Origin of the sequence: Psychrobacillus sp. BM2 (genome assembly GCF_048572895.1) — a bacterium.
Taxonomy (GTDB): domain Bacteria; phylum Bacillota; class Bacilli; order Bacillales_A; family Planococcaceae; genus Psychrobacillus.
The window spans coordinates 2,228,278-2,243,983 of record NZ_CP183878.1; the positions used below are offsets into that span (position 1 = coordinate 2,228,278).

Annotated in this window: 15 protein-coding genes; 3 read left to right on the forward strand and 12 right to left on the reverse strand. The window is 35.0% G+C overall.

The window, feature by feature from the left end; translation table 11 throughout:
* Position 1: 1 nt before the first annotated feature.
* From ACN6MX_RS10815 to ACN6MX_RS10845, 7 genes are all read right to left on the reverse strand, one after another.
* Entirely contained in the window at positions 2-385 is a 384-nt protein-coding gene (locus ACN6MX_RS10815) for a hypothetical protein (protein ID WP_419958932.1), read from the reverse strand.
* 3 nt (positions 386-388) lie between these two features.
* Positions 389-598 (reverse strand): SpoIIIAC/SpoIIIAD family protein, encoded by a 210-nt coding sequence (locus ACN6MX_RS10820; RefSeq protein ID WP_211894595.1) that lies wholly within the window; start codon positions 596-598, stop codon positions 389-391.
* 774 nt (positions 599-1,372) lie between these two features.
* Positions 1,373-1,933 carry an elongation factor P gene (gene efp, locus ACN6MX_RS10825; RefSeq protein ID WP_211894596.1) on the reverse strand — a complete coding sequence of 187 codons (561 nt, stop codon included), beginning with the start codon at positions 1,931-1,933 and terminating at the stop codon, positions 1,373-1,375.
* Positions 1,934-1,948: 15 nt separating this feature from the next.
* Complete coding sequence (locus tag ACN6MX_RS10830; protein ID WP_419958933.1) at positions 1,949-3,010, reverse strand: M24 family metallopeptidase; 1,062 nt, start codon at positions 3,008-3,010, stop codon at positions 1,949-1,951.
* Between the two features lie 73 nt (positions 3,011-3,083).
* Positions 3,084-3,506 carry a hypothetical protein gene (locus ACN6MX_RS10835; protein WP_419958934.1) on the reverse strand — a complete coding sequence of 141 codons (423 nt, stop codon included), beginning with the start codon at positions 3,504-3,506 and terminating at the stop codon, positions 3,084-3,086.
* A gap of 118 nt (positions 3,507-3,624) precedes the next feature.
* Entirely contained in the window at positions 3,625-6,186 is a 2,562-nt protein-coding gene (locus tag ACN6MX_RS10840) for a vitamin B12-dependent ribonucleotide reductase (protein ID WP_419958935.1), read from the reverse strand.
* Positions 6,187-6,344: 158 nt separating this feature from the next.
* A complete protein-coding gene (locus tag ACN6MX_RS10845) occupies positions 6,345-7,181 on the reverse strand; it encodes a lipoate--protein ligase family protein (protein WP_419958936.1) in 837 nt (278 codons plus the stop codon).
* Between the two features lie 103 nt (positions 7,182-7,284).
* Between ACN6MX_RS10845 and ACN6MX_RS10850 the strand changes: the two genes are divergently transcribed.
* From ACN6MX_RS10850 to ACN6MX_RS10860, 3 genes are all read left to right on the forward strand, one after another.
* Positions 7,285-7,668: a rhodanese-like domain-containing protein gene (locus ACN6MX_RS10850; RefSeq protein WP_419958937.1), complete on the forward strand. Its 384-nt coding sequence runs from the start codon at positions 7,285-7,287 to the stop codon at positions 7,666-7,668.
* Between the two features lie 67 nt (positions 7,669-7,735).
* Positions 7,736-9,010, forward strand: coding sequence for an AAA family ATPase (locus ACN6MX_RS10855; RefSeq protein WP_419958938.1), 1,275 nt, complete (start codon positions 7,736-7,738; stop codon positions 9,008-9,010).
* A 20-nt stretch (positions 9,011-9,030) separates the two neighbouring features.
* A complete protein-coding gene (locus ACN6MX_RS10860; protein ID WP_419958939.1) occupies positions 9,031-9,447 on the forward strand; it encodes a DUF2809 domain-containing protein in 417 nt (138 codons plus the stop codon).
* A 97-nt stretch (positions 9,448-9,544) separates the two neighbouring features.
* Here the strand turns inward: ACN6MX_RS10860 and ACN6MX_RS10865 are convergent, their stop codons facing one another.
* The 5 genes from ACN6MX_RS10865 to gcvPA all read right to left on the reverse strand — a co-directional run bounded on the left by ACN6MX_RS10865 (position 9,545) and on the right by gcvPA (position 15,705).
* Complete coding sequence (locus ACN6MX_RS10865) at positions 9,545-10,066, reverse strand: DinB family protein (protein WP_419958940.1); 522 nt, start codon at positions 10,064-10,066, stop codon at positions 9,545-9,547.
* Between the two features lie 176 nt (positions 10,067-10,242).
* A complete protein-coding gene (locus ACN6MX_RS10870; protein WP_419958941.1) occupies positions 10,243-11,004 on the reverse strand; it encodes an ABC transporter permease in 762 nt (253 codons plus the stop codon).
* On the reverse strand, positions 11,001-11,897 hold the full coding sequence (locus ACN6MX_RS10875; protein ID WP_419958942.1) for an ABC transporter ATP-binding protein: 897 nt from the start codon (positions 11,895-11,897) through the stop codon (positions 11,001-11,003). The genes ACN6MX_RS10870 and ACN6MX_RS10875 overlap by 4 nt, the downstream gene beginning before the upstream one ends.
* Positions 11,898-12,905: 1,008 nt before the next feature.
* The gene (gcvPB, locus tag ACN6MX_RS10880) at positions 12,906-14,366 is read right to left on the reverse strand and encodes an aminomethyl-transferring glycine dehydrogenase subunit GcvPB (RefSeq protein ID WP_419958943.1); all 1,461 of its coding nucleotides are present in this window, start codon (positions 14,364-14,366) and stop codon (positions 12,906-12,908) included.
* Positions 14,359-15,705, reverse strand: coding sequence for an aminomethyl-transferring glycine dehydrogenase subunit GcvPA (gene gcvPA, locus ACN6MX_RS10885; RefSeq protein WP_419962606.1), 1,347 nt, complete (start codon positions 15,703-15,705; stop codon positions 14,359-14,361). Before gcvPA ends, gcvPB begins: the two co-directional genes overlap by 8 nt.
* Between the last annotated feature and the right edge of the window lies 1 nt (position 15,706).

Sequence of the window (15,706 nt, forward strand, 5' to 3'; positions counted from 1 at the left end):
TTCAAGAGAGTAATCCCAAAAGTGATAAAAACTTGTCATAGAATTGCTTCATATGATTCAGCCAAACAATAAGCAAAATAGCTTTTGTCGTAAAAGTGAATAACGATGCTAGGCTTGTATATTCATAGTCCAATAAAAGTTCCTCGATTATTTGTGTAAGAAATAATAATATGACAGAAAATAAAAGTAGTTTAAAGACCGGTAGTAGATTCGCTGGTATGACGGAGGTATATTGGGAGACATAAGGAATGATAAATACGGTGAATATATAAGTTAGAAAGAGAAAAATATAAATCGTATAGACAATTGAATGAATGCGAGGGTAAGATTCTTTAATGAGCTGCAGTAAAACAAATGCAAGAATAATTGTAATGTAAATGATCATTTGCTAACTCGTCATCATAAGCCATTCTAAAAATGTAGATATTTCGTAAAAAAATAGTCTCAACAGTCGCAATAATTCAATTGTCATATATATATAACCAACAAAAAACAAAAAAAATGCATACTCTTTTTTACCAGTAGATTCAAAAAACAAGTGAAGAATAGCTATTAAAATACCAATTCCTGCAACTCGAAGTACATCGTGAAGTTCCACAATGCCTCCCCCTTCCATACAGACAACATATGATAGAGTGGGACGGATTATGAAAAGAAAAGTGTAAGAGCTTTTGAGGATTCAAACTTGTATCTTAGTTTTCGAAGTCCTTTGGATAAACTTCTCGCTATATTATTACCATTTATTCTTTTTGAAGTTTGGTCGTGACTATCGTCACGACCAACCTTCCTTTCGGTAATTTTATAGCTACTAGCTATCCGTCGGCCTTCTTCAGCTATAGGAACAGGTATAGTGCATTTTTGTTTAATGAAAGAAGAGTTACTTACTTATTTATAGTATAAGTTCTCGAAGATGCAATTTCGTTCGCTATTTCGCTTCTTTATGGGGTAAATGCTTACTACTTCTCTTTAATTTCCACTAGAATAAAAGAAATCCCGTTTCCTTCACCTATCACTGAATAGCATTTCTCACTCAACTGCGATTACAAATAATGTTAAAACTCTCTAAAATTTGACCAATCATATCATCTAAGCTACAGTCTATGCGATGTCACACTAATTGATTGAAGTGAAAGGCGGCGACTCCAGCGAGATGAGTGACGCTGATAAGATATCACAACGAACGAACGCATGAGCAGCGGTGATGGCTTATTATCGCTCACTCCCAGAATATGTCCGCCCGAAACGGAAATCAACAGTATTACTCATTCTTTAAAGTCCTATGAACCCAGTACTTATTGTACATTTTTATATACTTTCTCTTTAAAAAAGAGCCTCACAAATGTGAGACTCTTCTGCAGGTATTAATATAAAATTATTGTGCTCTTGATACGTATGAACCTTCATCTGTATTGATGATTAGTTTATCTCCAACATTGATGAACAATGGAACTGTTACTATCAAACCAGTTTCAAGACTAGCAGTTTTAGAACCACCACCTGAAGTATCACCTTTAATACCTGGTTCTGTTTCTGTTACTTCAAGAACAACTGATTTTGGTAATTCTACTCCTAGTGTTTCTCCTTGGAATTGAATTACATGGATTTCCATATTTTCGCGTAAGAATTTTAGTTCGTACTCGATTTGGTTTTCACTTAGTTCGATTTGCTCGTAAGAATCTGTATCCATGAATACATGCTGATCACCACTAGCATATAAATATTGCATTTTACGATTATCAATTTGTGCTTTTTCTACTTTTTCTCCAGCACGGAAAGTTTTTTCATTCACTGAACCGTTACGTAAATTTCTCAATTTAGAACGAACAAATGCTGCGCCTTTACCAGGTTTAACATGTTGAAAATCCAATACTCGGTATAATACACCATCCACTAAAATTGTTAAGCCAGTTTTAAAATCATTTACTGAAATCATTATTTTTCCTCCAAATTAAGATAAAATTAGTAATTCTTTTGTCGAATGCGTTAACTTTTCTAAACCATTCTCTGTAACAAGAGCATCATCTTCGATTCGTACTCCACCAATATTAGGCAAGTAAATACCTGGTTCAATGGTAATAACCATACCTGGCTCCAAAACGACATCAGAACGGAAAGATAATCCAGGACCCTCATGTACTTCTAATCCGATACCATGACCTAATGAGTGCCCGAATGCTTCTCCGTAACCTTTTGAAGCGATATAATCCCTAGCAATAGCGTCTGCTTCTTTTCCAGTCATTCCAGGTTTAACTTTTTCTAAAGCTAATAGTTGAGAGTCGAGGACTACTTGATAAATTTCTTTCAATTGATCACTTGGTTCCCCAACAGAAAGCGTACGTGTAGTATCAGAAATATACCCATTGTATAATGCACCGAAATCTAATGTGACAAAATCTCCATTTTCAATGACCTTGTTCGTTGCAACCCCGTGTGGAAGTGCTGAACGTGTTCCAGAAGCCACTATTGTATCAAAGGAAGAGGAAGTTGCTCCTTTTTTGCGCATAAAAAATTCCAATTCGTTGGATACTTCCAGCTCGGTCATACCTGGTTTTATGTAAGTTACGATATGTTCATATGCTTCATCAGCAATACGACAAGCTGCCTTTATTATACTAATCTCTTCGTCCGTCTTAATCAAGCGAATTTTTTCAACAAGGCCTGAAACTGGCACTAAATCGGCTTGTATAGCCTGCTTATATAGTTCAAAATCACTGTAAGTTACATCACTTTTTTCAAATCCTAATGAATTTATTCCCATATCTGTAACTTGAGTAGCAATTTCTTCCATCATTGTTTTTTTATGTTGTACAATACGGAAATCTTTAATCTGACTTGCTGCTTGCTCCGTGTAACGGAAATCCGTAATAAACACCGCATCATTTTTAGAAATGATCGCTACACCAGCTGTACCAGTAAATCCAGTCATATATCGGCGGCTGTGGCCATTCGTTATTAGTAAAGCATCGACTCCATTTTCCTCAAGTGCTGCACGTAATTTACCTAGTTTCATTTTTAGCCCTCATCTCATTATCAAAATAACTTCTTTGTATATTTTAACATAGTAAGCGAGGTCGGTAAATTTTTCATTTTACATGTGAATGGTCTTGCGAGTGAAAAATTGCTGATTCCATGATGAAACGTACAGCAACAATAACAATACATATAAATGGTATCGATATTTTTTTTATCGTTTTCTCTATAGAATCTGTATCTAGAATAATCCATTCAAGTGCAATGGCGATTAAGAGACCCAAAGCAATACTAGTTATGGACACTGGAATTTTGACAAACAATAAAGAAATATAATATAGAAGAAAACAAACACCCCATATGATTAAAAACAATATTATCCATTTAATATATACGTTGCTCCCTTTTAATAACTGAAATGTCTTCGTATATCCTATAGGGTTCCATTTAATGAATTGGAAATAATCTAGGAGTTTAAATAAAACGGTTGTTCCAATCGCTGCAACTAGGCTAGTAATGATCGATAATCCTTTCATGTCAATCTCCTTTGTTTTTCCATAGTTTAAGCGAATGAGCTAGTTATTAAACCTAAAAAAACAAAATAAAAACACAAGTGATAAGGGCTTATCCGCTTGTGTTTTTATCATTATAAAATTACAATCCACATTTTAGTTGGGCATTGCAGTTGGTGCATGTGTTACATCCACCCATTTCTTCTACAGTACCTTTGCGACAAACAGGACATGTATTTCCAACTTCTGAACCAATTGTTACATTAGTTGAACGTAAGTCTTGAATTGTATCTATTAAAACGACATGTCTTTTTTCTACTTTTTCTTCTTTCGGATGATCTTCTAATGTATTTTCCTCTGCTTTTAAAGTTAATACTTGCGAGTCACGACTTCCATCAACATACACAGTTCCACCTTTGGCTCCACCACGATATAAACGTTCGTAAACGCCTTCTACCTGTTCGACCGTATATCCACGTGGTGCGTTAACTGTTTTAGAAATTGAGCTATCAATCCAACGTTGAATAATACATTGCACATCTGCATGTGCTTCTGGTGCAAGTTCCATAGCAGTAACGAACCAATTTGGAAGATTATCTTCCTCAGCTGTTTCATTACGGCTTAAATATTCTTGTACAATATCTGCTTTTACTTCGATGAATTTACCTAAACGTCCACTTCTATAATAAGTGAATGAATAATACGGTTCAAGTCCAGTAGAAACACCAACCATTGTTCCAGTAGACCCTGTAGGTGCAACTGTTAACAAATGAGAATTTCGAATACCATTTTCTAAAATAGAGTTTCGAATGTCTTCTGGCATTGAACTCATAAATCCAGTTTCCGTAAAGGCTTTACGTAAACGTTTCGTTTCCTCTTCTGTTTCACCAGTTAGGAATGGGAAGCTTCCACGTTCTACGGCAAGCTCTGCAGATGTTTCATATGCCGCAATTGCAATTGTTTTAAAGATTTCATCTACTAAAACGTTACCTTCATCCGAACCATACTCTTTTTCGCAATAAATTAACAAGTCGGCAAGACCCATAACACCTAAACCTACACGTCTTTCGCCAAGAGCTTGTACTTTATTTTCCTCTAAGAAATATGGCGTCGCATCGATCACGTTATCTTGCATACGTACACCCACACGAACCGTTTCTTTTAACGCTTCATAATCAACCGTTTTTGTTTCCTTATTTGCAAATTGCGCTAAATTCACAGCAGCCAAGTTACATACAGAATAAGGTGCAAGTGGTTGTTCACCACAAGGATTAGTAGCGACAACTTTTTGCCCGTATGCTGCTGCATTTGTTTTTTCATTTGCATTATCGATGAAGAAAACACCAGGTTCTGCTGAATAAGTAGCACAAATATTAATCAAATTCCAAAGCTCTTTCGCTTTTACTGTACGATAAGTACGAACTTCATAGCCCATTTTTTCCCACTCACGAACATCGCCAATTTTATGCCAATTTTCATTGTAGAAATCCATCTCTTCTGTAGAATAAGCTTCAGTTGCTGGGAAACGTAATTCAAAGTCGCCGTCTTCCTCTACTGCCTTCATGAAATCATCCGTAAGCGTTACGGAAATGTTTGCACCAGTCAAAAACTCAGAATTATGCACTGAATAAGTTCCGCCATCACGTAATTTTGTTTCGGCATCACGAATTATCTCATCATTAAAACCACCTAGACCTGGAATCGTTTTATAATTAATAATACCTTGATACATAGCTTCTTCCTGGATTGTAAGAGGTTTGAATTTAAGCTTGTCCTTCGCAAGTTGTTTGATCGTTTCATCATTCGTATTTTCAATCAAGAAACGCAGAATACGTGGATTTTGCATTTTAGAAATGATGAATTCTGCAATATCAGGATGCCAATCTGCTAGCATTATCATTTGTGCGCCTCTACGTGATCCCCCTTGCTCTACAAGATGAGTAAGTTTAGCTATATCATCTAACCATGAAACTGAACCAGATGATTTACCGTTCACTCCGCGAGCTAAAGTATTTCTCGGTCTTAGAGTGGAACCGTTTGTACCAACTCCACCACCACGACTCATAATTTCCATTACTTGCTTACGGTGGTCACTGATCCCCTCACGAGAATCTGCAACGAATGGCATTACATAACAGTTAAAATAAGTTACATCTGTTCCTGTTCCAGCACCATAAAGTACTCGTCCAGCTGGGATGAATTTCAAAGAAACTAGTTGTTGGTAGAATTTCTCGAACCATTCTCCACGTTTTTCTTCTGTTTTTTCTACAGAAGCAAGTCCTGTTGCATTTCTTTTGGCAATTTGCTCGTAATAAACTTCAAGAGGTTTTTCAATGACACTTAAAGGACGAGTAATAATTCCAGACTCGATTTTAACAGCGTCGTCAATTGCACTTCGGTAATCTTCTTCGATCTGCACCTCAGCTGTTTTTGCTTGTTCGTTAATAGAGACAATATATCCTAGCCCACGTGCAGGAAATTTAGGGTCTTCTTTCACAGTTAAGACGACAAAATCTCCTGCTTTTAACGTTTTCTTTTCTGTATCCTTGAAGGAATATCGATCAATCATGACGAGTCTCGAAACACCTTTATGTGTAAGTGTCATATCTTGCGTAATTGGGTGAACTTGTGGAAATAATTGAATATCCTTATTTAATGCTTCGACATTTAAAGTAAGTTTGGTTTCATCTTTGGTAGTTACCATTTACTCTTCCTCCTTTCTACAAATTGCGATTGACACAATATGTAGTGGTTTCATTAATAATACGACACAATATGTAGAAGGTAAAGCAAATAGATTAGGATTTTAAATTTAAGAACTAATTTCCTATATTTCATTTTTGCTATAAGACCTTGTTACTTTTATTTTTTAAAATTCCATTCATCATTAGCATATCTTGTCGCTTCTAGTTCTTTTACGTAATCTTGCTGTTCCCCGGTTAATTGATATTCTATCAACTCAATGTCCAAAGCTTCCGCGAATCCTTTTTTAAAAGCAGTTTTGCATTCTTCTATCGTTATCGGTTTTGGTATTATTTTGTTAATGGAAATAGCTTTTTGCGATAGGCTTTTCCTCACTCTATCTCTTACCGCTTCCGAAGCAAATTTAAACGTCTGAATTAATTTATCTTCGTCAAGGTCGAGTAAAATTGCACCATGCTGTAGAATAACACCTTTTTGCCTTGTTTGGGCACTACCAGCAACTTTTTTTCCTTCTACTACTAATTCATACCAGCTTGGCGTATCAAAACATACAGCTGATTTTGGTTTTTTTAGATTTTCTTTTTGTTCTTCTGTATTCGGAACGGAAAAATAAGCGTCTAATCCAAGGTGTTGGAACCCTAACAATAAACCCTCACTAATAACACGGTAAGCCTCTGTTACGGTCGCTGGCATGCTCGGGTAGCTCTCCTTAACGATCACACTGTATGTAAGCTCATGTTCGTGAAGTACTCCTCTTCCCCCAGTAGGTCTACGCACAAAACCAAGTCCTAATCTTTTTACAGCCTCCATATCAATTTCTTTTTCCACTGATTGAAAATAACCAATTGATAATGTAGCTGGGTTCCATTCGTAAAATCTTATAACAGGTGGAATAAGACCTTCACTATGCCAATCTAGTAGTGCTTCATCCATCGCCATATTATAAGATGGACTACAAGGTCCAGAATTTATGAAGTACCATTTTGCCTTTTTCACCTTAATCTCTCCCTTCACAACGTGTATCATTTTATCAAATAGATTGAATTGTATCTAGCACTTCTTTTATAATGAATAAGGAAACATAGAAAGGGGAAAGACCGTGTTAGAATTATTGTATTTTGTCATCGCTATACTCGTTGTACTTTTAGTCTATGCTGGAATCTCGGCATACCGTTTAAAGAAAATTGTTACAAACCTCTCGCAAGAGCAATTCATTGAAGGCTATCGTAAAGCCCAACTGATTGATGTTCGTGAACCAAAAGAATTTGATGGTGGACATATTTTGGGAGCAAGAAATATCCCTTCATCTCAATTTCGTCAACGCTACAAAGAAATCCGTCCAGACAAGCCGGTGTATTTGTATGATCAAAGTGGCGCTAGAAGTTCTCGTTCAGCCATGTTTTTAAAGAAAAAAGGATATACACAATTATTCCAGCTCCAAGGTGGTTTCAAAGCTTGGACAGGTAAAGTTAAATCTAAGTAATACATAAGGTTCTTCTAATCTAAGAGGAACCTTTTTTCTTTCATCCATATTATTTTGGAGGGTTTAGATGCAAAAACATATATTATTTTCTCATGAAGAAAGTTATAGACAAACTCATCCGCATTACGAAGACTTCGCTATTATTTCTAGACAAATTATTACCTTATTGAACGAACAAACAAATGACAATTGGCAATCGATAGACATTGGTGAATCCATCCTTCAATTGGATGGCAATTTGTTAGAAATGATGGATAAAGGATTGCTACAATACGAGGTGTTATGTTCCATTTTCGAAACAAAGTCTCAGGGCAAAATTTCTAGTAAGTCTCTATTATCCTTCGAAAATAAATTAGAAGTTGTAGAAACCTTTGAAAATAATTTGATTTTATTTCCACAATATAATGTGGCATTAACCTTAGCATTCAACTATTCTGGCGGCAATACATGGCCGGAATATCAATTTTTTTCGACATCTGTTGAACAGGCACTAAATTTTTTACAAGAAATCAACGAAAAGCTTCGACAATTGTTAATGCAGTCCGTTACTTATCTTGTTGATACGGAAAATGGTGTCCAGCGTAGAAATTACGGAGATCAAGCAGTTGTTAGTAGAGAGGATGTCCTTCTAGCAGAAAGTATTAAACAGGATATTTTTCGCTCGATCGATGAATTTTTTAAAAAAGACGGACATTTTTTCAAGGATTACGGGCTTCCCTACAAACGAGGAATTCTGCTATATGGCGCTCCAGGTAACGGTAAGACAACATTAGTAAAATCCATAACAGGATCCACGAAAGCACCGGTTGTCTATTGGCAAATCACGGAATTTACTGGTAGTCATTCCATCCAAGAAGTATTTGGCATTGTTACAAGACTAGCTCCAGCCATTTTAGTTATTGAGGATATAGACTCTATGCCAGAATATACTCGCTCGGTCTTTTTAAACACGCTGGACGGCGCCCAATCCAGAGAAGGACTATTTATCATAGGGACAACCAACTACCCTCAAAAAATCGATCCTGCGCTTATTAATCGTGCCGGTCGATTTGATCGAGCATATGAAATTCCATCTCCAACAGAAAAAGTTCGACAAAACTATTTACGAAAACTCGATATCAAAGAGATTTTCTCTGATGAACAAGTAAAAGAGATAGCAAAGCTCTCTAAAGGACTATCTATGTCCCAATTAAATGAATTGTATATGTCCGTTGCACTGAACTGGCACTATGACGGAAAGTTAGACTACGAGAAGCGAATCGAAGAATTAACAAAGCAAAATAAACGAACAAATAAAAACAATTGGGAAAATGATGATAATTCAATTGGATTTAATTATTAATGAGACTTGAGTGCTATAATATGAATTTTACTAATGAGCGGAAAAGGATTTACTATGCAATTGCTATTTTGTTCTCCATTGGTCTTGGTTTAGCTAGTAGATATATTAATGCTTTGCCTGATTTTATCGTGAATCATGCTGGCGATACACTTTGGGCAATCATGGTGTATTTTCTATTTCGTTTTATCTTTGTACGTAATAGTAAGTATATGGCATTATGGCTAGGGTTTATTTTTTGTTTTTCCATTGAGTTTAGCCAGCTCTATCAAGCAGATTGGATAATTACAGTTCGAGGTACTTTGTTCGGGGCTCTAATACTCGGTAAAGGTTTCCTTGTAATTGACCTAATACGTTATTCTATCGGTCTTGCTATAGCCTATATGATGGATAAATGGATTTTATGCTTAAATAATAGGGTTAAACATGAAAAACTATAAAATATAAGAGGCATAATGTTGATTAAACAACATTTGCTCCTCTTATATTTTTTTCTATTTTGGCGAAATGATCCCTTTTAAACTACCCTGTTTTTAATTATACAGTTGATAAATAACGTTCTCTCAAAATATTACAATGATGTTGCTCATGACCAAGGATTATTACAATGATTGCTCGGGCAGTTACATTACTATTATTCGCAGTTCCACTTTTTAGCATGCTGTCAGCATCTATGCTCTTCACTAGATGGATAGTCGACCTGCGAACAGCTTGTAGGTTTTGTAGTAGATCATTTATCGATTGCTCATTAAATGAAGCAGCTTGTACATAGTTTCCTTCATCGAAACCAGGAAGTGAAACTGCATCTCCTCTTACAACTGATAATAGTCTATGAGCCATTATTCGTTCTGTGTCTGCCATATGGCCAAGCAATTCTTTAATAGTCCATTTATTATCGGCATAACGGAGCATTCCTTGCTCCTCAGCTATATTGGAAACCAAATTACTAGTTTTATCAATTCCCTCCTCTAACAGATTATCAAAATCCTCTTCTGAAACTAGTTCTACATAACTTTGATAATACGGAGCATACTCATCTTTTCCTAGTATTTTATGCATCTGTATACCCTCCTCTATATTGTTATTTATATATTCCACTGAAAGTTTAATAATTCCTTTAAACAGGATAAATGAACTACAAAAAGTGCGATCTTAGTGGGAATCGCACTGTTACTTTTATCACGCATTATCGAGTAGTAATACTCCCGGCTTCAAGGCTTAATTTATATCATTATTTACAAGGTATTTTTGTTCTTTTTATTTAACAAAATACTAATGATGATTAAAACAACAGATATAGAAATTAATAGAGATATTTCTTTTATAAACGAAAACAAGACTTTCCCATCAACCCATACCCCCCTCATTATTTCTAGTCCATAAATTATTGGATTGAAAATATACATAAGTTTCCTTAGGAAATCAGGGAACATTTCTGGAGGAAATGTTAAACCTCCTAAGAACATTTGATAATAAAACAGCATAAAAGCAACTGGTTGATACGTCGTGCTCTTGTGAATAATTGAAACAATAAATACTGTTAAAGCAAACTGAAATAAATTAATTAAGAAAAATCCTCCCAAAAGAGAGAGAGTATTGTCAAAAGGAAACACGACGCCCTTCAAGAGAAAAGCAAAAAGAATCAATGTGACCGAGGCTAAAAGTTGAAATACAATTGTTGCCAAATAAATACTAGCTGCAACCGTAAAGGATGTTAAGCCTAACAATTTATATTTTAATAAGTTTCCTTGTTCTTTATATAATATATATTGTTGCCCAAAAATAACCAAAACCGCATTTATAATAATAATTGGTATATATGCTGGCACAAGATATTCCACAATGGAAAGATTACTTTCCTCCACTTTATACTGACCTAACAAATTACTAAAAATAAAAAACATTAATATGGGTAAGGAAAATCCAATCAAGGTGCTCTTTAAATTTCTAGATAATAACAAAGTTTGATACTTTGATAAAATTATAAAATTCCTCACCTCTCAACTTCCCCTTCATTTGTAAGCTTATAACCCATTATTTTTAAAAACGCATCCTCAAATAAAAAGCTCTTCATATTGATATCAAACCCATTATTTTTAATAATCTCACTTAAAACAGCATTTTCTTCAACCTTAGTACACTCAGTTTCGAATAAATTATCTCTTAACAACCAAAACTGGAAGGAAAATGTATTATTGCCTCGATCAATATCACTTATTTTAAATTGAATTTTCTTTTTACTTTCAAATAAATTATCTATAATATTATTCACTGTATCAATCTTTATTGCTATCCCATTGTCAAGAATCATTACCCTATCAGCTAAATACTCTACTTCATCCAAAAAATGACTTGTAAGTATTATCGTAGTGTGATTGATTTTATTAATTTTCTTAAGAAGGTCCCAAATACCTCTTCTTGCTATGGTATCAAGCCCAGTAGTTAACTCGTCAAAAATTATTATTTTCGGTTGACCAATAAGCGTCAAAACTATTGATAATTTTTGTTTTTGTCCGCCTGATAATGTTTTTATATAATTGTTTTTAAAGTTCGAAAGTTCTAGTTCATCTAGAAGATTATCTAAATTAACATCGCTTCTTAATAGCGCTTTATAAAGTTTACATGTCTCTAAGACCTTCGCACCTTCCTCAAACTGAGAAGTCTGTAACTGTAAATTTATATTTTTATAGAGATTTTTTTTATTAAAATCATAAACAATTTCTCCCTCATAATCTGTTAATTGCATTAGTGCATTGATTAAAGTCGTTTTTCCTGCACCGTTACGACCGAGAATTGCAAAAATTTCCCCTTGCTTTACTTCAAAGTTTACTCCATTTAAAACTTGTAGATTCCCATATCTCTTTTTTAATTGTTTTATAACTAAGCTCATAGTTTTATCACTCCTTTATAAAAAGCCTTGGCAACCATCTGTAGATTGGGACGTTTGAAAAATAAAATTTTACCTATAGGCAAACCTTAATCTACATAAAGTTCTTCATATAAATCCCCTATTAAAAATAAAATTGTGTATAAATTGAACGAGTGTGTTAGTGAAAATCTCTTGTCTTTAGTAGCTTTTCAAGTTGTAACAGTTTAAATTGGTGTTAATAATATTTAACTTTAACCTTTGCAATTTACATTTTGAGGAATTTTATTCATTTATATAATATTTATTTACACATTGCTTTATGTCTTCCAAGACTAGTTTTTCTGATTCTTTACTCATACCAATTAGAGGGCCTTTATGCCAATTAGTATCAAGATAATAATTATTTATATAATGTTAATCTAAAATATCCCTCACCAGTTTTACTGTCATTGGTAATTTAGATTCTGCATAATTATAAATTCTTATAGGCATATGCATTGTTCTATTCCTCTTTTTATTCAGAGGGAAATAATAAATAAAATAGCTTTCATATTTTTTCGAAAGCAATATCCTTGAATTTACATTCCCTCAACTACTGGAAGCGTATTCAACATTTTTACATTTTTTATTTTTTATAAGCTAACATAATATTCTTTGTTTTGTGAAGTATTTCTTTTTTGATATTTTTTTACCCGAAAATAAATTTACAAAATAAAGAAATTTCAATGGTTATAAAGTATCTGGATAAATGATTTCATAAACATTTTTTTGTGTTTTATATTATTTTTCCGACATACAATATAATATATAGATTAAAGAGAATACTTAATAGAATTTAAAGCGATACATTTTTACCCTTTTTGAATAATCAAATAAATTATCATTCCGCTTATCTTTACCTGAAAACTTTTGTGTTACTTCATTAGCTAAAATATATACATGTTTTACTTAATTCTAAAAAAAGCACCCTATTAGTTAGACATTCTTATGATGTCTACTTTTAGGGTGCCTTTTATTTGAACATTTTTTTTATGCTATTGTATATCGTAACACCGGCTTACGCGCAGCTTTAGTTTCGTCTAAACGATTAATCACTGTAGTATGCGGAGCATTTTGAACGATTTCTGGATTTTCTTCTACTTCTTTCGCAATTTGAATCATTGCATCACAGAAAGCATCTAATGTTTCTTTTGACTCTGTTTCTGTTGGTTCAATCATCATACCTTCTTCTACATTTAAAGGAAAGTAGATAGTAGGTGGATGATAACCAAAGTCCAGCAAACGTTTTGCCATATCCAGCGTACGGACGCCAAGTTTCTTTTGGCGGCGACCACTTAGTACGAATTCATGCTTACAATGACGGTTATAAGGAAGATCGAAATGTTCCTCTAAACGTCTCATCATATAGTTTGCATTTAATACCGCATACTCGGTTACCGCTTTAAGACCATCTGGCCCCATAGAACGAATATACGTATAAGCACGAACATTAATACCGAAGTTTCCGTAGAACGGTTTTACACGGCCAATTGTTTGTGGACGATTATAATCGAATGTATACTTATCATCCTCTTTTACAAGCACAGGACTCGGTAAGAATGGAATTAGGTCAGCTTTTACACCTACTGGACCTGAGCCAGGACCTCCGCCACCATGTGGACCTGTGAATGTTTTATGCAAGTTCAAGTGAACACAGTCAAAGCCCATATCCCCTGGACGTGCTTTCGACATAACTGCATTTAAATTTGCACCGTCATAATACAATTTACCACCAACACCGTGGATAATTTCAGCTAATTCTAAAATAGTTTCTTCGAATAAACCTAATGTATTTGGATTTGTTAGCATCAATGCAGCAGTATCTGGACCTGCAACACGACGTAAATCTTCCAAGTCTACTAAGCCATCCTCATTCGATTTAACTGTAATCGTTTCAAAACCTGCAACTGTTGCTGAAGCTGGATTTGTTCCATGTGCAGAATCCGGAACAATTACCTTCGTACGTTGTGTATCCCCATTTGCTTCATGAAATGCACGAATCATCATAAGAGCAGTCCATTCACCATGTGCGCCTGCAGCAGGTTGAAGAGTTACTTCATCCATTCCAGTAATTTCGATCAAATGCTCTTGAAGATCGAACATTAACTCCATCGCACCTTGAACAGAGGCTTCATCTTGTAATGGATGAATATTCGCAAAACCTGGGAAACGCGCAACCGACTCATTAACTTTCGGATTGTATTTCATCGTACAAGATCCAAGTGGATAGAATCCAGTGTCTACACCATGATTACGGTTGGATAGTGCTGTATAATGACGCATAATATCTAGTTCAGATACTTCTGGTAATTCAGCTTCTTCAACACGCAGCATACCTTGTGGTAATAATGTTGATAAATCTACTTCAGGTACATCAAGCTCAGGTAGGTTATATCCTACGCGGCCTTTTTTTGTTATTTCAAATATTAATGGTTGATTATCCTTATGCATAAAGAGCCCCCATTTCTTGCACGAGTGCATCTATTTCCTCTTTTGTACGCTGTTCTGTTACAGCGATTAATACATGATTTTTAAGGTCAGCGTTAATGCGACCTAAGTCAAAACCACCGATAATTCCTTTATCAAGAAGCCCTTTATTTGCCTCTGGAATTGAACCGTTTACTTTTACAACGATTTCGTTAAAATGAGCACCTTGATACGGGACTTCAAATCCTGCTTTTTCAAAGGATTGTTTTGCGTAATGTGTTTTCACGATATTTTGAGTGGCCATTTCTTTTACACCATTTTTACCAAGTGCAGTCATTGCTACTGAAGCCGCAAGTGCATTTAATGCCTGATTTGAACAGATGTTTGAAGTAGCTTTATCGCGACGGATATGCTGTTCACGAGCCTGTAAAGTTAATACATAGCCACGACGACCTTCTTCATCCGTTGTTTCACCTACTAAACGACCTGGAACTTTACGCATTAGCTTAGAGTTTACTGCAAAGAATCCACAGTGAGGCCCACCGAACGCTTCGGAAATTCCAAAGACTTGTGCATCTCCTACTGTAATATCTGCTCCAAATTTACCTGGAGGTGTTAATACACCAAGTGCAAGCGGATTTGCAGAAACAACGAATAATGCTTTTTGCGCATGAGTCAATTGCTCCACTTTCGCCAAATCTTCAATTTGACCAAAGAAATTTGGATACTGAACTAAAACAGCGGCTGTTTCTTCATCCACTAATTCTTCAAGTTTCGCTAAGTCTGTTACTCCATCTTTTGTTGGAACAGTAACTACTTGAACATTTTGTCCTTTTGCATACATTTTCACAACATCGACATATTCAGGATGTACTGCCTCAGAAACGATTAATTTTTTACGACGAGTGTGCCCTGCTGCCAAGTTACCGGCTTCAGCTAGTGCAGTACCACCATCATACATAGAAGAATTTGCTATATCCATACCTGTAAGCTCACAAATCATCGTTTGGAATTCAAAGATAGCTTGTAATTCGCCTTGCGAAATTTCTGGTTGATAAGGAGTGTAAGCAGTGTAAAATTCAGATCTAGAGATAACATGATCAACAATGATAGGTTTGAAATGATCATATACACCAGCACCTAAAAAAGATGCATATTGTTTACTGTCTGCATTTTTTGCAGCAAGTTGGCTCAACTCTTTTAATAGAGCAGATTCAGCTTTTGCAGGTTTAATATTGTAGTCACCTTTAAAACGAACTTTTTCCGGGATATCTGCAAACAATTCATCAATTGAAGAAATGCCAATTACTTCTAGCATTTCGCTTTGATCTTGCTCAGTCATTGGTAAATAACGATGCTTCATC